The sequence below is a fragment of the Paenibacillus ferrarius genome (assembly GCF_002027705.1).
Classification (GTDB): Bacteria; Bacillota; Bacilli; order Paenibacillales; family NBRC-103111; genus Paenibacillus_E; species Paenibacillus_E ferrarius.
Map to the genome: position 1 here is coordinate 60415 of NZ_MBTG01000031.1, position 19434 is coordinate 79848.

A 19434-nucleotide genomic window follows, 5' to 3' on the forward strand; every position below is an offset into this window, starting at 1 on the left:
GCCGTTAAACATGCTCTTCCGAATGTTGAATACCCGGAATTCCCATCCGATAGCTTCCCCTCGTCTCCACACCACCTAAGCCCTCCAAACCTGTCACCGTCAAATCAACAATGTCCAGCATCGAGATCGTCTCTCTTACTGAGGTGTAAGACAATTTGGCGGCGATGCACAGCGGATCTAGGGCGTGAATGAGAATACGGGCAGGCGAACTGGCGAAATTGGCTCCAGCCCTCAGCAACGCTTCAAAATGGGACTGGCAGGCACCAGCCACAATAATCAAGGAATCCCGATTGCGCTCGTACTGTCTGGCTATCTGTACTGCGTTTACGAAGTTCTGTGAGTTCTTATAGCTGCTCAGATTGTTAGGACCTCTGCTTTTACGATGCTTAAGTATGCCGTCATGACCTGTAATCACCACAATATCGGGCTTAATCTGCGGCAGCAGCCTATGCAGCGCCTCCGCCATCTGTGATTCAGGGATGTAATACCCTTCTGCGGGTATGCGTAATTCTCCATAGATCTGCATACTTTTCCGCAAATAGGTCGGATCGCCATCCAGATGCAATACTTTGCCCGGTACTTCAAAATAACTCATATTCGTTTTCTGTTTATTGGTGATGGAGATTTGATTTTTCTCCTGCAATTGCATCTGGGATTCCGCCAAACGCCGCAGCGATTCGCGAAACTCGGGCGAGCTGGATCGCGGGTGATCCATCGCTTCCGTCGGATTGGTGATGGTTAAGTCCACCAAGGGCGCATCTGCCAGCAATCGATAGTCCACACCTCGCAAGACAGCCTTCAACTGCTCAATGCGCTCAATTCTAAACATGACGTCTCCGCCATAGGATTTACGGGTAACAAAGTCTCCTTGCCTCATCGCAGAAATCCCCTCCTAGGGGTATCCTATGGCGGGGCTGGGCATTTGGTGCGGGTTATTTGCAGCCGTGCGCGCGAAGAGCCGACGACAAGCGCGCGAACTCTTCCATGCTGAGCGTCTCGCCGCGGCGCGAAGGCTCAATGTTAATGCCAAGCAGCAGCGCTTCCAGCTCCGGCTTGTTTTCTTTGGTGAAGAACCGAGCGGCGAGGTTATTATAAAGGGTTTTGCGCCGCTGGACGAAAGACGCCTGAACGACGGCGAAGAAGAAGTCCACGTCCGCCACCTCAACCGGCGGAGTTTTGCGGACACGCAGCCGGATCACGGCGGAATCGACGTTCGGTTGCGGCACGAAGACGGTGCGCGGCACGATAGTGACAAGCTCCGGCTCGCAGTGGAACTGCACGGCAATGCTTAAGCTGCCGTAATCCTTGGTGCCAGGGCGAGCCGCCATGCGGTCGGCCACCTCTTTTTGAATCATCACGACGATATTCTCCAGCGGCAGCTTCTCCTCGAGAAGCTTCATGATGATCGGTGTCGTGATGTAGTAAGGCAGGTTGGCGACGACACTGACGCCATCCATGCCCTCGAAGTGCTGCTGGAACAGCGCCTGCACGTCGGTTTTGAGGATATCCCCATGGACGACAGTCGCATGCGGGTAGGGCTCCATCGTCTCGGCCAGAATGGGCAGCAGGCGCTGGTCGATCTCAACGGCCACTACGCGGCCTGCAAGCTTAGCCAGCTGCTGCGTGAGCGCCCCAATACCTGGGCCAATCTCAAGCGCAGCCTTGTTAGGTCCAAGCTCAGCTGCCATAACGATCTTGCTTAGAATGTTCTGATCGATCAAGAAGTTCTGTCCTAGGCTCTTTTTGAGCACAAGACCATTCTTTTTAATAATTTGTTTCGTTTTACTCGGTGTTGCCACGTCTTCAGCTGTTACAATTACCTCATTGCCGGGTATATTCATCATATAGGCCTCATTATCTATAGGTTCTGGACTCCTGAATGTCTATCGTTCAAATCTGCTTCTTCAAGAAGACTTGCTTCGGAGCTTACTCCGAAACTCTCAAAGGCCTCTAACGGCCCGTACGAGCGCTGCAAGCGCAATCTCGACTGAAATCTAGTTCGTCGCTTCCAAATGCTCTAAAGCCGCTTCAAATTCCTCTCGCGAGATCTGGAACATCGCACAGCGTTTATAGAATTGCTTGCCATTGCAATAGCCAATTCCTAATGCACTTCCCACAATAAGCCGGCGAGACGCCGCCTCAGCATGTACAATCAACCCTGCCGCCATGAGATCTTCCATCGTCAGCTGCGAGACCACACCTTCATATTCCGTCCGAAGGCTCTGAAGAGCTTGGCGAATCGTCTCCGGCGAGGCATTCTCGACGCCGATATCGCCCTTGTACGCAGCTTGCTCCTGCGTGATGAAAGCATGCTTGCAGCCAGGCACTTTGGCTGCTACAATCTTCCGAATCCGTTCACCTGCATGATCCGGATCCGTAAATATAATAACGCCTCTGCGCTGCTGCGCAAGTGCGATTCGTTTCAATACGGCTTGTCCGATGGCGGAGCCGCCGGTTTCAATCGTATCCGCCTCGACCGCTCGGCGTATCGCAGTTGTATCATCTTTTCCTTCGACGACGATGACTTCTTTAATCATACTCGGTTTCCTTTCGAGTAACGTAGAAAAAGAAGAGGGGTCCCCTCTTCTTTCGCCCAGGCTGAAGCCTGGCAACGTATATATGTCATTCTTCCCGCTGAAACAGTCGTTTACACGTTAGTTTTCTGACGGTTTTTTGGGCCCGACCACATAGACCGTGTACCCTTGTTTGGTTCCGAATTTATTGGCATACCCGTTATCCTCAAAGTAAACATCAATGGTTTGGCCTTTCACACCGCTGCCGGTATCTTCTGCACGGCGGAAACCAATCCCCTCGATATAAACCCACCATCCGAGTGGGATAACCTTCGGATCTACAGCAATTGTTCTTCCTTCTGTTACCGTAGTACCTGTATAGGTTTTCCCATAGCCAGGAGTCCCTTCGGATTTACCTGTTGATTCGGCTCCCGCTGAATAAGCCGTGAGCTTCACATTTTTCAGGATTTGTTTGTATCCGAAAGTCACACCGTTCTTCGAAATCTCATCCACGCTTGGCGAAGAGGCCGAGAGCGCGACAACCGGATTTTTGGTGCCTACAGACACCACTTTACTAATACTTTCTGTTTGTACTGCTTCACCCACAACTGCTTCCGCGACTAATACACCGTCTTCGAAAGTCTTTTCTTTCTTCTTCAAGCGCACGCCTTCTTTACCTTCTTGGACGATTTGCTCTTTGCCTTTGAGCAGCGATGCATCGTTCTTCTTTTGTGTATCAAACGCGATCGGCTCAGTGACTTCCTCCGTCTCTTTTTTCACACGGACGACTTTGATTTCATCGCCGGAAGCCAGAGCGGCTGTCGGTTCGGGAGTAATTCGATCGTGCTCCCCAAGTGCAATATGTAAACGTTGCAATGCACTTTCTACCGTTCTTGCAGTTGTGTAAACAGTGGTGGTCTTTCCATCAGCAGTCAATTGAATTGGTGAAGCATGCTCGATAACAAATTTGTCTCCGCCTTTGATTTTGGTCGTAGGCACAGCAGATATTTCATCGTGTTCACCAATCGTTATGGCTTGTTCATCCAGTAGGCGTTGCAGGACCCATTGTTTCGTATGTACAACGGTTTCTTGTCCATTCACAACCACGGATACGCTCTTGGTAGCCGTACCGTACAACAACACCAAAAACATGAAAGTCATTGCGATTGAGATTAGAGCTAAGCTTAAAATCAAACGCAAGTTTTCATGCTTCCATCGCAATGCGAAGGACATGCTGGATGATCGTTTTACATGGGTCTCGCTAATTGAGATACTGCCCACTTCTTCGGTCCTCCTTCAAAGCCTCGCCGCCAGGTTACAGCATGATTAAATTTGACGCGACTAAGGTTTTTTAGTTTAACTTAACGTGTTCGCCTTCGACAGCAAAGTAATTTAAGGTCATTACCGCTGCTTTCTGGTCGTCCCACACCAGTTCAACCACTCAACATCCTATGAATTCCAGGTACACTTTAGTCGTCCGAAATGTGCAAAGCACCAAAAGGAGACAAAAAGCCAGCAAGAAGAGGACTCTTCTCGCTGGCTTAGTTTGCATAGTGAAATACACAAATAGCACGAACGACAATCGTTACCTCTCTTACGCTTACGAGGTTAGCTGACGGATTCGGACGTGAGAGTCGCCCTACTCAAAGTATACGAAGTACACTCCAAGATTCACCCCTGTTACTCACTCTGTTCACTACAACAGTTATCGACTGTTCCAGCTTACAGTGGTTCCCCCGTTCCCATAATTGGAACTCAGCGAATGGAAAAATGGCAAATTGGTTATTAAGTTATTATGAAAAGTATATTACGCTGTTAATCTTAACCTGTAAAGGCAATAACACCTACTAAAAAGGGCTAAATCGTTTAAAATTAGCTTAATTAACCAATAAAACTGCCTTTTATCTACATTTAACTCTTTATAACGTACGAATACTAACTTTCTTCGTATTTACGCACTCAAACTAGGCTTAGAAACCAAATTTGTTTATAATGATCGTGTAGAAAACCAATTGAAAAATACCAATAATTTGCTATTCAGGGAGGCACTATGATGGGGCCCATTTTACAAGTTGACGCTTTATACGGAGGATATTTACCGAACAAACCTGTCCTTCATGATTTAACCTTTTCGATCCTTCAAGGTGAAATGATGGGGTTGATCGGACTCAACGGCGCAGGAAAAAGTACCACAATCAAAAACATTCTTGGCCTGCTCCAGCCCCAAAAAGGCACGATTCGCATTAACGGCTTAACACTTGCCGAACAACCCATTCCCTACCGCTCTACCTACGCTTATGTACCCGAGAGCCCAGAGCTTTATGAAGAGCTTACGATTCGTGAGCATCTGGAGCTGACCGCCATGGCTTACGGCTTGTCCCGAGAGGATTATCTATCCCGCTCAAGCACGCTGCTGGAGCAGTTTCAAATGCAGGACAAGCTGAACAGCTTTGCCAGCCACTTGTCGAAGGGGATGAAGCAGAAGGTCATGATTATGAATGCCTTCCTGATCGAGCCCTCTTTATACATCATCGACGAACCGTTCCTCGGCCTCGACCCGCTGGCAATTCGCTCCTTGTTGGAATTAATGGTCAAAATGAAGAATAAAGGCGCCTCGTTCCTTATATCCTCGCATATTTTGTCTACAATTGAGAAATATTGCGACAACTACGTGGTTCTGCATCGCGGCCATATGGTCGCACAAGGTGATTTAGTCGAATTGCGCGGTCAAACCGAGCTTCCTGAGGCGTCACTGGACGACATCTTCTACAAGCTGGTCAAAGGGGAATCCTAATGAGCACGATGACGATCGACACGCGTACCCTTTGGCAGCAAAGATTTCAACATTATATGAAGGAATCCATGGGCTATTGGCAATATGCAGCGCGCAGCAACTTCCTTGGACTCGTGTTGTTTCTTGTCATTCTTTCTTCCTATTATTACGCAAAAATATTACAGCGTCTTCCGACAGATTATCCCTATTTATGGTTCGTCTTGCTCCTGCTTGTTCCGTCTATTGCTTCAAGCCCCATTCGCACATTGCTCCGGAGTGCCGACCGCATGTTTCTACTGCGTATTGAGCACCAAATGGGCACCTATTTTCGTGGTGGATATATGTATAGCTTGGCACTGCAGAGCTTTCGAACCTTTCTCGCCTGGGTTGTGCTGTGGCCCCTTTATCATCACTGCTTAGGAACGAATTCACAGCATTTTTTATGGATGCTGTTTCTACTCCTTCTAATGAAGATAGCTAATTTATCAGCCAGCTGGCAAGAGAGCCGCTTCGCTCACGAACGTGCCCGATTGCTGTCCACCAGCTATCGCTGGATCGCGACTATCGCTCTGATTGTCATACAATTTCACTACAATGTTCTATGGGCAAGCGCTGCTGCGATTCTGCTTATTCTTATCTGGTTAGCCGCAACGCATTTCGTCTCCAAATATGTCATCGCATGGGATTACTTGATCGCCAAGGAGAAACAGCAGCAGGCTAGACTATACGCTTTTTTCAACTGGTTCGTGGATGTGCCAGGTCTCCCAACGCGAATAACCCGCCGAAGATGGATCAGCGGGTTGACACGATTTATTCCTTTTAGACAAGATGCCACCTATTTGTACATATATATGAAAACACTGCTGCGTACAGAGCTGTTCTCGATCGTTCTGCGTCTTACCTTGATCGGCACGCTCGCAATTGCTGTGTCAAGCAGCGAAACGGCAAGATGCTTCATCATGCTTGTCTGCCTGCTAATCTCACTCATTCAATTGACTTCACTTGAGCGAGCTCACCGCTACACCTTCTGGCTGGATATGTATCCGCTGGATCGCGATTCCAAAGCCGGTTCGCTCGCCTTTATTATCTGGCTGGTCTTGCTGATAGAGCTATGTATTCTGAGCATTCCACTATTAATTCGATCAAGCCTTATTTACAGCTTAGTTCCAGTCTCTGCACTCCTGCTTCTCACGTTCATCTGCGGAATTGTGCTCCGCCGCAGATTTCAGAAGAACGCTTTACTTGAGGCCTAACAAGCGAATGGTGTTGTTTGTCGTAATTTCGGCGATCTCCTCGAGCGTCATCCCGCGAATTTCCGCGGCTGTTTCAGCCACTAAACGAACATAGGCAGATTCATTGCGTTTGCCGCGGAAAGGGTGCGGGGTTAAATAGGGAGCATCAGTCTCAATCAACAAACGGTCCAAAGGAACTTGCGCCAGCACTTCCTTGGGCTGTTTGGCGTTTTTGAACGTCACAGGACCTCCGAAAGAGATATGGAAGTTCATATCCAAACATTGCTTGGCCGTCTCCCAGCTCCCCGAGAAACAGTGCATAATCCCTCCGACTTCCTCCGCCTTCTCTTCTTTTAAAATATGCAAAATATCTTGATGCGCATCACGATTGTGAATAACGATCGGCAAGCTCAATTTGCGAGCTAGACGAATTTGCTCGCGAAACACCCGCTGCTGAACATCCTTCGGTGATTTATCCCAGTAATAATCCAAACCAATTTCCCCGATAGCGACAACTTTCTCGTGCTTGCACAGTTCTTCAATCCACTCCAAATCACCGGGCATCATATCAATGGCGTCTACGGGATGCCAACCTACCGTCGTATAGATGAAATCATATCTCTCCGCAAGAGCTATGGAGCTTGGAATCGTCTCGCGGTTGAAACCTACGTTCACCATGCGAGTGACACCGGCATCCAGCGCCCGCTGAATGACTTCATCTTGATCTTCGTTAAATTGCTCTGCATTCAAATGTGTATGTGAATCTGTCAGCATGGCCGTTCTCCGTTCTCCCTTATTCCTTATTCCTTATGTTGAAAGTACTCATTATTCTTGCTCGCCCAGCAGCTCCCACAAATCCGGGTAGTTCGTTGCGTTCAAGCGCTCCAACAGCTCTTCCGGATAATACACATGATGTTTCCCCATTTGGAAACCGCTTATAGACTGCACAATTTCAGAGCGATGTGTAATTTCCGTTAAATTCTCCTTATGATCGAGCAGAAAGATAGGCAAATTGTCATCTGTTTCACCTGGTCTGTACACATCATAAGATTGATTCGAAGGGAAATCAATTTCCATGTAATAGATCGGATCGAAGCCAACTTCCGCCATCACCTTTTCCATCCGTTTAATCAGATGCTGATTCGATTCTTCGAAGGTACTGTACTTATACAATTTGCGGTCCAAAAACCGTTTGCACATATCCGCAAGGATAGGGTCCTTCTCTTGGCACCAGAATGTCAACATTGTCTGCATGACAGATTCATCCAACAGCAGATAATCCTCCAGTGTAATTTTATTCTGGATCAGATGCAAAATAGGCTCTACCATAAATCCAAACACATAGTTGTCTTCATATAAATGTTTAGCACGCGCAAAAACTTTGTGCAGCAATATTTCCGCACTGCGGGTCACCGGATGGAAATAGACCTGCCAATACATTTGATAACGGGACATCAGATAATCTTCAACCGCATGCATGCCGCTTTCCTTGACCACAATATGCCCTTTATACGGCCGAATCACCCGAAGAATCCGTTCCAGATCGAAGGTGCCATAATTAACACCCGTGAAATAAGCATCGCGCAGCAAATAATCCATACGATCGGCATCCAACTGACTGGAGACAAGACTCACGACAATCTCTTCACTGTAGGATTTGCAGATAACACCAGCGACCTTCTTCGGAAAGTCCGGCGATACCCGGCTAAGCACTTCATTGACTTCTGTATCCCCCAGCACAATTCGGCAGGACCAATCCTCATGTTTCGTTCCGAAGGCTTTTTCAATCGAGTGCGAAAAGGGACCATGCCCTAGATCATGCAGCAAGGCCGCACACAAGCAGAGAAGACGCTCTTCTTTAGGCCAGTCATCATATTGATTGCGTTCGAATTGTGAAATAATTTTGCGAGTGACCTCGTACACACCCAATGAATGGGAGAAGCGGCTATGTTCAGCGCCATGAAAAGTTAAGTACGATGTGCCCAACTGCCGAACGCGGCGCAGCCTCTGAAACTCCCGTGTGTTAATTAAATCCCAGATGGTCGCGTCCTGTACGTAAATGTATTTATGAACCGGATCTTTGAAAACCTTCTCTTCCTTCATCCCTTCACAACCTCTCTTTATATAAGTTTAATCTTTTCGACAATTCCAAATCAATACTTCGACATGCTTTGTAGTATTTTGTCGAATTTCTAATTCCATTTTTGATGTGCTTTATTCTCAGGCATTTCCTATATAAATTTCACTAACCAAGACCCTCTTACGTAGTATAAGGCTTACAAATCCTTGTTGCACTTGGTTTTTGGCTTAAATTGGTTAGTGACAAGAATTTGAAAATTTATGAATTAAAGACTAAACTGCACGAAAATATGGTTGACTATTTTGGGAATGGTTGGTATCATTAGGCAAGAAGATATGTCGAAACATGACGATATTGATAAAGTTTTAATAAAATCGAAAGGGGTTTTTTATATATGTTGAAATCTACAGGCATTGTAAGAAAAGTTGACGAATTGGGGCGCGTTGTTATCCCGATCGAATTGCGCCGCACTTTGGGTATTGGCGAGAAAGACGCTTTGGAAATTTATGTTGATGGCGAGCGCATCATGCTTAAGAAATATGAGCCTGCTTGTATCTTCTGCGGCAACGCCGAAAACGTTTCCTACTTCAAAGGAAAAATTGTTTGTCATATTTGTTTAGCAGAAATGCCAACACCTGTGACAAAATAAGAAATTTAGTGTATAATAGAAGTAGCACTTATCCTATTGGTAATTCTAACCTTTTTCATATCTCCTCTAATCTCTAATTTGTTGGCTTCGGCCACGGATTAGAGATCTTTTTTTGTCCGAACTCTGCGGCAAAAGCACGGGCCCGAGCGCCTTAGCGCTCGAGAAGTGCATTATAGATATCGCGTTTGGACAACCCGCGATCATTCGCGACTTGCTTCATCGCTTCCTTGCGGTCGCTGCCCTGCTGCTCGTAATGTTCCACATGGTCGCCCAGCGTCATCGCCTCCCACCAGCCGTCTGCCGCTTCCCGCGCTGCGGCCGCTGAGGTGCCTTCGGCGATGATGCAGTACTCGCCCTGCGGCGGGTACTGCTCTAAGTGCTCGAGGCACTCTGCGATCGTGCCGCGCAGGAACTCCTCGTACCGCTTCGTCAGCTCGCGGGCGAGACACACCCGGCGCTCCGCTCCCCACACTTCCGCCATGCGGGCAAGTGTCTTATCGACGCGGTGCGGGGACTCATAGAACAGCAGCGTGTCCTGCACGTGCTGCAGCCCTTCAAGCACCTTCGTCTGATCCTTTTTCTCCCGGGGGAGAAACCCGACGAAGGCAAACCGCTCGGTCGGCAGGCCTGATGCAATCAGCGCCGACAGAGCCGCATTCGCGCCGGGGATAGGCACCACCGGCACGTCCTGCGCTACGGCCATCCTCACCAGGTCGTAACCTGGATCGGAGATGGCCGGAAGCCCCGCATCGCTGACCAGCGCGATGCTCTGCCCTTCAAGCAGCAAGCGGACGAGTTCGGGTCCGCTTGCCTGCTTGTTGTGTTCGTGATAGCTGACGAGTCGCGTAGCGACCTCGAAGTGCGTCAGCAGCTTGCGCGTTTGCCGCGTATCTTCCGCGGCGATCATGTTCACTTCCTTGAGGATGCGGATCGCGCGGAAGGTCATATCTTCCAAGTTGCCGATCGGCGTAGCAACCAAATATAGCGTACCCGCGCCGCTTCTATCGTCGCGATAACTTTTTTGCACATTCAAGCTCACAGAATTCCCTCTTTACTATTCGACTTAGTTGTATATCGACTCTCGCTCGTTTACTCCGCTGCTTCTGCTGAGAATTCCAAAGAGGCTCGGCCCCCATAATAAATCTCCTTCAATTCCTTGCAATATTCCTGATTCTCGTCATACACAATGAGCGGGGGCAGCGTCCGAATCTCCGGTTTCCCGTCCTTCATGCCTTCGATAAGCACCATCATAGCTTCTTCGCCCGCACGAGCATGTACATAACGAATGCGTTTGGGCTCAAGCCGGTACTTCCTCATTAGATAACAAATATCAATTAACCGCGTTGCACGATGGACCATCGCCACTTTACCGCCTGCTTTGACCAGCTTCGCGCTCGCCGCAATAACATCTTCCAAGGTGCAATGTATCTCATGACGTGCAGCAGCATAATGCTCATTCACATTTTGCTCGCCATTTGGCACCGGCAAATAGGGGGGATTCACGGTCAACGCATCAAATTGTCCATGACCTAAGGTTTGATGAATGGTTTTCAGATCGCCTTGCAGCATATGCAGCCGTTCTTCCAAGCCGTTAATCATCGCGTTGCGCACCGCCATATCGGCAAGCCGCTCCTGAATTTCTACGCCCCAGATTTCGGCGCGGGTTCTCGTTGCAAGCAGCAGGGGTACGACGCCATTACCTGTGCATAGATCAATCATACGCCCCTTAGGCGGCACACTGCAAAATCTGCCCAGCAGGACGGCGTCCAGCGAAAAGCTGAACACCTCGTCACTTTGAATAATTTTCAAATCATACGTCAATAAATCGTCAATACGTTCTGTCGGTCGTAAAGGCACCATCTGTTTCTTCGTCCATTCCTCTCTTGATCTTGCTCCTTATGGAAAAAAACCGTAAGGCATAAACCCCTACGGTCACAAGCACTTATTTATTTAAAAAGGATAAGCAAAACAAACAATCTCCTTCAGTCCGAAGGTGTCCGTAATACACATTGCAGATATGAAACCCTTCATTATATAGGCGGGTCAAATTATCATACCCGGCTCCTGGTAACGGAAGCGTTTCTTCTGCCTCTCCTACAGGCTGCTCGACAATCGTTTCCTCTTGTCGGATCAGTTTGCGAAGCTGCTGGTTCTCTATGCTTAGTCTCTTATTTTCTTCGATGAGGATAATGATTCGTTTCTTTAAGGCACCCAACTCGGCATAAGTGGCACCCATGCGTTCTTCTATTTCATCTATTTGTCCAAAAATATCTTGTTTATCCACGCTTTCACCTCTAGTGCCATGCATGCTTACTGGCCAGCGCCTCCTTGGATCTTATGCCGCTACTCTTGTTCAACCACATCATCGAAAGGTAAATCAAGTGCTTTACCAAGGTCGAACAATTGAACCTTCGCGGTACGCTCACTAATATTTAACCCTAATACCTTACCGTTACCAAAAGAGGTGATTACATGCCTTCCAACGGTTGGCAGCGAATCTTTGGCACTTTCATAATTATCATGCTCGTACTTTAAGCAGCACATTAATCGACCGCATAACCCCGAAATTTTCGTTGGATTCAACGATAAATTCTGATCTTTGGCCATCTTAATGGATACCGGCTCGAAATCCCCCAAAAATGAGGAACAGCATAGAATCCGCCCACACGGACCTATACCACCAAGCATTTTCGCTTCATCCCGTACGCCAATTTGGCGAAGCTCGATGCGTGTGCGGAAAATGCTTGCTAAATCTTTGACCAGCTCACGAAAATCAACGCGTCCCTCGGCCGTAAAATAAAAAATAATTTTATTGCGGTCAAAGGTATACTCTACGTCCACGAGCTTCATCTTAAGACTATGGTCTTTAATTTTCTCGTGACATGTTTGGAACGCATCCTTGGCTGCTTTTTTATTCTCTTCAACCAGATCTGCATCTGTATGATCCGCGATACGTATGACCTTCTTGAGAGGAAGAACAACGTCATTCTCTTTGACCGTTTTCTTGCCTACTACGACTTTGCCGTATTCTACGCCGCGAGCGGTTTCAACAATAACGGCACTTTCCTTCTCGATGGGCAAATCAATCGGATCAAAATAATATATTTTACCCGCTTTCTTAAAGCGGACGCCTACTACCGAATACATCTTACACCCCCTGCATCTCCACGAGCATTTTCTCGATCACCAACTGAGAATTGGCGTTGAAGCGCAGTCGCTTTTGCAGTTCTACGGCTTGCTCCATCATACCTACCCAAGCTGAGACATCCCGGCTGAACGCGAGGGAGCTCATCCAGTCCAGCTGATCATTATATACAAGCTTATCTCTGCGCTCCAGGCGCAACTGCACCATATCTTTAAACCAGAGAATCAACAAGTCGAACAGACTCGACATGTGATCCGCAAGTTCTGTTTTCACAATTCGTTGCTGCACCGTAATTATAGAAGTAGGGAAACGTGTGAGCGTCTCCTTAGCTAATTGTAACACTACGGTTCTCATTTCTGCAAACCAATTCGCACCAATCAACTCTCTAGCTGCCTGCAAACCTGCCGTTAGATAAGAAGCTGGCTGCACGAGTGCTGCCGGATGGCCTTCTTCAAGAAGCGTCAGCACCATCTGCTCCCGAGGCATTGGTGTAAAATGAATCCACTGCGCCCGTGACTGAATCGTAGGGAGCAAGGCATTGCCATTCTCTGTAATTAGAATCGCAACTACATGCGAGGTCGGTTCCTCTAGAAATTTAAGCAAGCTGTTCGCAGCCTGTACCGTCATTTTCTCTGCACGGTGCAGAATATAAATTTTGGTTCCGGAAGCTGTTGCCCGGTAAGCAAATTCCTTCTGAAGCTCACGAATCTGCTCGATTTTGATCGAGGCGCCATCTGGCGCAACAACGTGCAGGTCCGGGTGATTGCTGTGTTCGACTTTCCGACACTCCAAGCATTCACCGCAGGCTTCATCCGTTCCACGCTGACAGTAAATCGCTTTCGCTAACGCGGTAGCCATCTCCGATCGGCCTGTGCCGACAGGTCCGCTAAAAATATAGGCGTGAGACAGCTTGTCTTGCCGCAGCCCGTTCTGCAGCAGCTGCTTGGCGGCCGCTTGCCCCGGTATGGCTTGGAAGGACATTCGGTTCTCCCCCTCCTAAAATAACAAGTTAATCAGCATGCCTCGGATTTCTCCGATTTTCTGCAAAATGTCGATTCGTCCCTGCTCACTCTCCAGCAGCTCATCTGCCAGAGAGAGCAGTTCTTGATCAATCTCTTCCAACAACTTATATCGTTTCGAACGGCCTCGACGATCCCAGCCCTTCGTATCTCTTAAGTTAACACCACGCCTGGCGGTTTCCTCTAGAAATTGTCTAATCAACAATTTATATTGAAGAAGATCTCTCACAGTCATCCCACGCGACAGACGGTCACCTTGCAGCGTGATTTGCTGCACCATTTTGGACAACTGCTCCTGCGTAAATTTCTCATCCTGCTGCTGCATAATGTCAGAGAAATTCCGGGGGGCCATCTGTGGCGGTGGGACGTTCTCATTGACCTTGACGTTTTTACCGATGGGCTGCCACCCCGGATTAATTTTCAAGACGCATCCATCCTTGTATAGGTATGATTAGACTTAATAGTGCTCGAAACGCTCAACCGGCAATACGAAAACCGCGGCCCCACCCACTTGAACTTCCACAGGAAATGGAATATAAGAATCCGTCGTTCCTCCCATGGGCGAAACCGGTGTAACCAGCTGTTCACGGATTTTGCAATTGGCACGAATAACCTGCATAACCTCTTGAACCCTCTCATCTTCCGTACCAATCATAAAAGTGGTATTCCCAGCACGCAAAAACCCACCCGTACTCGCCAGCTTCGTGGCGCGAAACCCTTCTTTGATTAACGCATTGGAAAGACGGTTGCTGTCTTTATCTTGTACAACGGCTACGACTAGTTTCATAAGTGTTGCCTCCCTTTTATTATAAACTAAGAATGGATTTTCTGCTTAGACGGAAATATGTTCCTCTAGCAACCGGTTACAATCCTCCCAAATCTCTGTAGCAATCTCCATTTCGCTGCGATTCGCATTCACAACTCTTACACGCTCAGGATGATCGGCTGCAATCTGATGAAATCCAGCCCGTACCCGGCTATGGTAGTCAACATGCTTTTGTTCAATGCGATCTAATTGTTGAGCGTTAGTCCCCGAAGCTGAGGCGCGCCCCTGCAATCTGGCCATGCTTACTTCTACTGGAACATCCAGAATGTAAGTGCGTGTAGCTTCTAGGCCTGAGCTGGCATAGCGAGAAATCTCCTTAACGATATCTACCTCTATACCAAGACCATACGCCTGATAAGCTACGCTGGCATCAATGAAACGATCGCACAATACAATGCGTCCAGCTTTCAGTGCCGGAAGAATCAATTGATGTACATGCTGCGCTCGAGAAGCCGCGTAGAGCAGAACTTCTGCTTGATCTACCATCTCCTTATGTGCAGGATCGAGGATAATGCTTCGAATCAGATCGCTAATTGCCGTTCCGCCCGGTTCCCTGGTTACAAGGACATCATGTCCGAGTTTCTTAAGATCATCCGCCAGCATTCGCAGCTGTGTTGTCTTCCCGGCACCGTCAGGACCTTCAAAGGTAATAAATATTCCGTTCACGCTTTCCTCCTACATACTGCTTTACCAGATCTTATAATGGTTTATGTGTATATCTTTAGCTTGTGTGTCTGACCAAATTGAGTGCCTTGGAACTTAATCCCACTTGCGGCTAATTGCCTTAAAGCCTCTGCTATTGAAGCTGAGATCACTTCACCAGGATACAGAAAAGGAATTCCCGGTGGATACGGAATGACCATATCCGCTGAGCGATAGCCAACTGCCTCCTGAACACTAACCGTACTGCATGCAGCATCCGCTTCCCTTGCTCGAGAGATGTCTCTCATATCAAAAGCAATGGGTGAAGAGATTTGTGCGTAGTAGGGTAATTTAAGTATATTCGAGATAGGCCTCTGAAGTTCCTTCTTTTCCAAGGGCTCCTCCAAACAAATGTTATGTAAAACGTCGATAACCCTCAACATATCTGCCCTACTTGTAGCAGGCGTGAAAACCAAAAGCACTTGCCGGCCATCCGTCATCTCCACAAAAATACCTTGATCTTCTAGTCTATCCTTCAATTCCGTCCCGGTTAATGTATAAGTTTTATCAGAGATTGCTATTTTAAATGGATCCGTCGTATTATTATGCCCTTTATTTGTGTGATTTTGACATCCTCGCGGTTGATAATCGAACCTTTGAAGCTTGTCTAGCTGCCGTATAAACTCGTTCACTACAGCAATTCCTTGTTCCAACCAGGCCTTCCCTTCTGTATGCATCCTCTTTCTTGCTAAATCCAAAGAGGCCATGATCGGATAAGAAGGACTTGAACTTTGCAGCATGGCGAGCAATTGTCTAACCGCTGCGCGATCAATGAGCGGGCCTTGCACATGCAGCATGGCGCCCATCGTCATCGCGGTCAGCATTTTATGCGTGGATTGGACCACTGCATCTGCTCCTTGCGACAAGGCTGAGGCAGGCACCTCGGGATGAAAGCCATAATGGGCTCCATGGGCCTCATCTACCAGAAGCATTTTTCCTTGTGCATGCAGGAGCTCCGCATACGGCTTCAAGTTAACGCCCATGCCGTAATAATTCGGGTTCGTTACAAAAAGGGCTTTTGCCTCAGGGTATTGCTCAAGGGCTTGTTGTACAATTTCTAAAGGAACACTTGTCGCCACGCCGGTTTCTGGATGAATATCAGGAGCTATAAAAACAGCTCTAACTCCCGCTAGCATCAAACCATGAATGACCGATTTATGTACATTCCTTTGCACGAGTATGACATCATCACGACCACATACCGCCGATATCATCGCCATATTCCCCACTGTACTCCCGCCAATGAGAAAATGAGTTTCCTCCGCTCCGAAACATTCTGCCGCTAACTCCTCTGCCTCCTTAATGACCCCCTCTGCATGATGCAGATCGTCAAGTCCTGTAATCTCCGTATAATCAATAGACATCACCGTCTTGAGAAATCTTTCGCCTTCTTCCAATAAGCCCTGTCCTGATTTATGTCCTGGCACGTGAAGACTTATAGGATTCATCTTGTGGTGAGCAACCATGGCCTCATATAGCGGCGCATGGTGCGAGTTTAAACGTTGACTGCACATCCTGCTATGGCTCCTTGCGCTCTTTGAGCTTTCTATTTTATACCCTTATAGTAGTGGATTGACGCTAAAAAAACAAAAAAGCTTCTATATAAGAAGCTTCCCTATTAATTCATATATTGCTTTGAATTTCCCGTATACAATACTTTTCTCATCTGTCTCACAAAAAAGGGATATTTCTGATCATTTACATTCGTTTGAACAATCTCATTGTTGCAGTCATCACAGATAAATGCTGTTATAATATGAATTCCGCCTAATTTTTGCTGCTCGCAGATCATACATACCCCAAAACGGTTCTCCTCCATATGATCACCCCATCTTCATTTACCTCTAGTATAGCCATTTCTCGATTCTCCTAAACTAGTTAAACGCTCATCTTTTGGAAGGATTCTGCCGATATACACTTATATCAGGTTAACCGCCTTGCGGAGGTCTTCATCATGTCAACCATACAAGATCCTAATTTGTCCAACCAATCTACAATTTACAGTTATACGTTAGTCAAGCGCCTCTACCATTCTCTTTACAAAACCATTCTTTATTTCTTGCTCCTAGCCTTAGCGCTGCTGTATAAATTCGATACGTCTAACTGGCTGCCGCTGTTAGTGAGCTATCCACTTCTTCTAATGTTCCACGCGCTGCTCGTGCGCGCTTATTTTCAATTTACGATCGGCATGGCCATGAGAGGCTGGTCCTATCGCTGGGGTATTTTCTGGTGCGGCTTTCTGCCTGACGGCAATGCCTCCATCCGACTTGTCTCTAGAATCCAACTGCACTTATTCTGGATCGGTCTTTCCATCATTATGCTCCTATACCCATGGATTCCGGACAGATGGCTTATTTATCTAACTATTTTTCATATTTGGATGGTTATGCCGCGGCTTTGGATGTTGTTCCGGTTTCGCCCTTACCGCAAAGCGGGTCTAATTAAGATCACCGACAAAGATACATCTTGCTACATGCAATAACTATAATTCGATCGACAAAAACCATCAAAACCACTGTAAAGTGAATTTTGATGGTTTTAGTTTTTAGATTGTGTTGCTTGAGGTAAAAAGTGTTAGCTTTTCATACAAAGGGAACTAGGATCCGCTATATGCGGAAAAAAGCCGGAAATTCCATCGAAACGGAACTACGATCCGCTATTTGTTCAAAACGAGCGATTGATTGAGCATTTTGGAGGAATTAGCGTACTGTAGTTCCGCTTGGGGTGGGATTTGAGCTCATTTAGCTAAAATAGCGTACCCTAGTTCCGTTTCATGCTGCGGCTAATCCGAATTATTGGCTCGAGGTATTCGATCCTAAAATAGAAAAGGAACCTTACGCGGATTTCTCCATGTAAGGTTCCTTAAATTGCTTGGCAACGTTCTACTCTCCCAGAACCCTGCGGTTCAAGTACCATCGACGCTGGAGGGCTTAACGGTCGTGTTCGAGATGGGAACGCGTGGATCCCCTCCGCCATCATCACCAAACGGGATGCTTCTGCCAGGAAACATCAAAAATCATTGTTCAGGCTGTCTTGCACCCTGAAAACTAGATACGAAACTTGCGTAAAGGTAAGATCAACTCTACTACGACTGGCGTAGCTTCATTTGCTGCTTAGTCAGCTATTGGTTAAGCCCTCGACCGATTAGTATTCGTCAGCTGCATACGTTGCCGCACTTCCACCTCGAACCTATCAACCTCGTCGTCTACAAGGGGTCTTACATACTGGGAAATCTCATCTTGAGGGGGGCTTCGCGCTTAGATGCTTTCAGCGCTTATCCCCTCCGTACATAGCTACCCAGCTATGCCTCTGGCGAGACAACTGGTACACCAGCGGTACGTCCATCCCGGTCCTCTCGTACTAAGGACAGCTCCTCTCAAATTTCCTACGCCCGCGACAGATAGGGACCGAACTGTCTCACGACGTTCTGAACCCAGCTCGCGTACCGCTTTAATGGGCGAACAGCCCAACCCTTGGGACCTACTTCAGCCCCAGGATGCGATGAGCCGACATCGAGGTGCCAAACCTCCCCGTCGATGTGGACTCTTGGGGGAGATAAGCCTGTTATCCCCAGGGTAGCTTTTATCCGTTGAGCGATGGCCCTTCCATTCGGTACCACCGGATCACTAAGTCCGACTTTCGTCCCTGCTCGACTTGTAGGTCTCGCAGTCAAGCTCCCTTATGCCTTTGCACTCTGCGAATGATTTCCAACCATTCTGAGGGAACCTTTAAACGCCTCCGTTACATTTTAGGAGGCGACCGCCCCAGTCAAACTGCCCACCTGACACTGTCCCCATACCGGATCACGGTACCAGGTTAGAACTCCGATACGATCAGGGTGGTATCCCAACGTCGCCTCCACCCAAGCTGGCGCTCAGGCTTCAAAGGCTCCCACCTATCCTGTACAGATCGTACCAAAGTCCAATATCAAGCTGCAGTAAAGCTCCATGGGGTCTTTCCGTCTTGTCGCGGGTAACCTGCATCTTCACAGGTATTAAAATTTCACCGGATCTCTCGTTGAGACAGCGCCCAAGTCGTTACGCCATTCGTGCGGGTCAGAATTTACCTGACAAGGAATTTCGCTACCTTAGGACCGTTATAGTTACGGCCGCCGTTTACTGGGGCTTCAATTCATAGCTTCGGGTTGCCCCTAACCACTCCTCTTAACCTTCCAGCACCGGGCAGGCGTCAGCCCGTATACTTCGCCTTGCGGCTTCGCACAGACCTGTGTTTTTGCTAAACAGTCGCTTGGGCCTTTTCACTGCGGCCCCCTCGGGCTATTCACCCTACCGAGGCACCCCTTCTCCCGAAGTTACGGGGTCATTTTGCCGAGTTCCTTAACGAGAGTTCTTCCGCGCGCCTTAGAATTCTCTTCTCACCCACCTGTGTCGGTTTGCGGTACGGGCACCTTCGCCTGGCTAGAAGCTTTTCTTGGCAGTGTGAAATCATGACCTACGGTACTTAAAGTTTCCCTCCCCATCACAGCCCAGCCTTA

The 19434-nt window shown here is 47.8% G+C and carries 20 protein-coding genes, 2 rRNA genes and 1 riboswitch; of the genes, 4 read left to right on the plus strand and 18 right to left on the minus strand.

Translation table 11 applies throughout. The annotated features are described in order from the left end of the window. Nucleotides 1-4: 4 nt before the first annotated feature. From yabG to BC351_RS27810, 4 genes are all read right to left on the minus strand, one after another. A complete protein-coding gene (gene yabG, locus BC351_RS27795) occupies nt 5-877 on the minus strand; it encodes a sporulation peptidase YabG (RefSeq protein WP_079417141.1) in 873 nt (290 codons plus the stop codon). A gap of 55 nt (nt 878-932) precedes the next feature. Further along, entirely contained in the window at nt 933-1841 is a 909-nt protein-coding gene (rsmA, locus tag BC351_RS27800; protein ID WP_079417143.1) for a 16S rRNA (adenine(1518)-N(6)/adenine(1519)-N(6))-dimethyltransferase RsmA, read from the minus strand. A 153-nt stretch (nt 1842-1994) separates the two neighbouring features. Beyond that, nucleotides 1995-2537, minus strand: coding sequence for a ribonuclease M5 (gene rnmV / locus BC351_RS27805; protein WP_079417145.1), 543 nt, complete (start codon nt 2535-2537; stop codon nt 1995-1997). 117 nt (nt 2538-2654) lie between these two features. Continuing rightward, nucleotides 2655-3794 carry a 3D domain-containing protein gene (locus tag BC351_RS27810; RefSeq protein ID WP_079417147.1) on the minus strand — a complete coding sequence of 380 codons (1140 nt, stop codon included), beginning with the start codon at nt 3792-3794 and terminating at the stop codon, nt 2655-2657. A 301-nt stretch (nt 3795-4095) separates the two neighbouring features. Continuing rightward, nucleotides 4096-4284, minus strand: a riboswitch (cyclic di-AMP (ydaO/yuaA leader). 282 nt (nt 4285-4566) lie between these two features. Between BC351_RS27810 and BC351_RS27815 the strand changes: the two genes are divergently transcribed. Beyond that, the gene (locus tag BC351_RS27815) at nt 4567-5307 is read left to right on the plus strand and encodes an ABC transporter ATP-binding protein (protein ID WP_079417149.1); all 741 of its coding nucleotides are present in this window, start codon (nt 4567-4569) and stop codon (nt 5305-5307) included. Then, a complete protein-coding gene (locus BC351_RS27820) occupies nt 5307-6539 on the plus strand; it encodes an ABC transporter permease (protein WP_079417151.1) in 1233 nt (410 codons plus the stop codon). Before BC351_RS27815 ends, BC351_RS27820 begins: the two co-directional genes overlap by 1 nt. Here BC351_RS27820 and BC351_RS27825 read toward each other — a convergent pair. Together BC351_RS27825 and BC351_RS27830 are read right to left on the minus strand one after the other, a co-directional pair. Next, nucleotides 6525-7292, minus strand: a complete 768-nt coding sequence (locus BC351_RS27825; protein ID WP_079417153.1) for a TatD family hydrolase — start codon at nt 7290-7292, stop codon at nt 6525-6527. The two genes, BC351_RS27820 and BC351_RS27825, sit on opposite strands and share 15 nt — an antisense overlap. 51 nt (nt 7293-7343) lie before the next feature. Beyond that, a complete protein-coding gene (locus BC351_RS27830; RefSeq protein ID WP_079417155.1) occupies nt 7344-8621 on the minus strand; it encodes an HD domain-containing protein in 1278 nt (425 codons plus the stop codon). Between the two features lie 371 nt (nt 8622-8992). Here BC351_RS27830 and BC351_RS27835 point away from each other — a divergent pair, with 371 nt between their 5' ends. Further along, nucleotides 8993-9247, plus strand: a complete 255-nt coding sequence (locus tag BC351_RS27835; protein WP_079417157.1) for an AbrB/MazE/SpoVT family DNA-binding domain-containing protein — start codon at nt 8993-8995, stop codon at nt 9245-9247. Between the two features lie 151 nt (nt 9248-9398). Here the strand turns inward: BC351_RS27835 and rsmI are convergent, their stop codons facing one another. The 10 genes from rsmI to BC351_RS27885 form a co-directional block, all read right to left on the minus strand. Continuing rightward, complete coding sequence (rsmI, locus tag BC351_RS27840; RefSeq protein ID WP_079417159.1) at nt 9399-10286, minus strand: 16S rRNA (cytidine(1402)-2'-O)-methyltransferase; 888 nt, start codon at nt 10284-10286, stop codon at nt 9399-9401. Between the two features lie 50 nt (nt 10287-10336). Continuing rightward, nucleotides 10337-11107, minus strand: a complete 771-nt coding sequence (locus tag BC351_RS27845; RefSeq protein WP_079417161.1) for a tRNA1(Val) (adenine(37)-N6)-methyltransferase — start codon at nt 11105-11107, stop codon at nt 10337-10339. Nucleotides 11108-11189: 82 nt separating this feature from the next. After that, nucleotides 11190-11531, minus strand: a complete 342-nt coding sequence (gene yabA / locus BC351_RS27850; RefSeq protein WP_079417187.1) for a DNA replication initiation control protein YabA — start codon at nt 11529-11531, stop codon at nt 11190-11192. Between the two features lie 59 nt (nt 11532-11590). Then, nucleotides 11591-12394, minus strand: a complete 804-nt coding sequence (locus BC351_RS27855; protein ID WP_079417163.1) for a PSP1 domain-containing protein — start codon at nt 12392-12394, stop codon at nt 11591-11593. 1 nt (nt 12395) lies between these two features. Beyond that, nucleotides 12396-13373, minus strand: coding sequence for a DNA polymerase III subunit delta' (gene holB, locus BC351_RS27860; protein ID WP_079417165.1), 978 nt, complete (start codon nt 13371-13373; stop codon nt 12396-12398). A 15-nt stretch (nt 13374-13388) separates the two neighbouring features. Next, a complete protein-coding gene (locus BC351_RS27865; protein ID WP_079417167.1) occupies nt 13389-13835 on the minus strand; it encodes a YaaR family protein in 447 nt (148 codons plus the stop codon). A gap of 33 nt (nt 13836-13868) precedes the next feature. After that, nucleotides 13869-14198, minus strand: a complete 330-nt coding sequence (locus BC351_RS27870) for a cyclic-di-AMP receptor (RefSeq protein WP_079417169.1) — start codon at nt 14196-14198, stop codon at nt 13869-13871. Nucleotides 14199-14243: 45 nt separating this feature from the next. Continuing rightward, a complete protein-coding gene (tmk, locus tag BC351_RS27875; RefSeq protein ID WP_079417171.1) occupies nt 14244-14903 on the minus strand; it encodes a dTMP kinase in 660 nt (219 codons plus the stop codon). Nucleotides 14904-14944: 41 nt separating this feature from the next. After that, nucleotides 14945-16453 carry an aminotransferase class I/II-fold pyridoxal phosphate-dependent enzyme gene (locus BC351_RS27880; RefSeq protein WP_079417173.1) on the minus strand — a complete coding sequence of 503 codons (1509 nt, stop codon included), beginning with the start codon at nt 16451-16453 and terminating at the stop codon, nt 14945-14947. 104 nt (nt 16454-16557) lie between these two features. Beyond that, the gene (locus BC351_RS27885; RefSeq protein ID WP_079417175.1) at nt 16558-16758 is read right to left on the minus strand and encodes a sigma factor G inhibitor Gin; all 201 of its coding nucleotides are present in this window, start codon (nt 16756-16758) and stop codon (nt 16558-16560) included. 135 nt (nt 16759-16893) lie between these two features. Between BC351_RS27885 and BC351_RS27890 the strand changes: the two genes are divergently transcribed. Continuing rightward, on the plus strand, nt 16894-17421 hold the full coding sequence (locus BC351_RS27890) for a hypothetical protein (protein ID WP_079417177.1): 528 nt from the start codon (nt 16894-16896) through the stop codon (nt 17419-17421). 387 nt (nt 17422-17808) lie between these two features. Here the strand turns inward: BC351_RS27890 and rrf are convergent. Then, nucleotides 17809-17925 (minus strand): 5S ribosomal RNA (rrf, locus tag BC351_RS27895). A gap of 138 nt (nt 17926-18063) precedes the next feature. Then, a 23S ribosomal RNA gene (locus BC351_RS27900) occupies nt 18064-19434 on the minus strand; the annotation flags it as partial.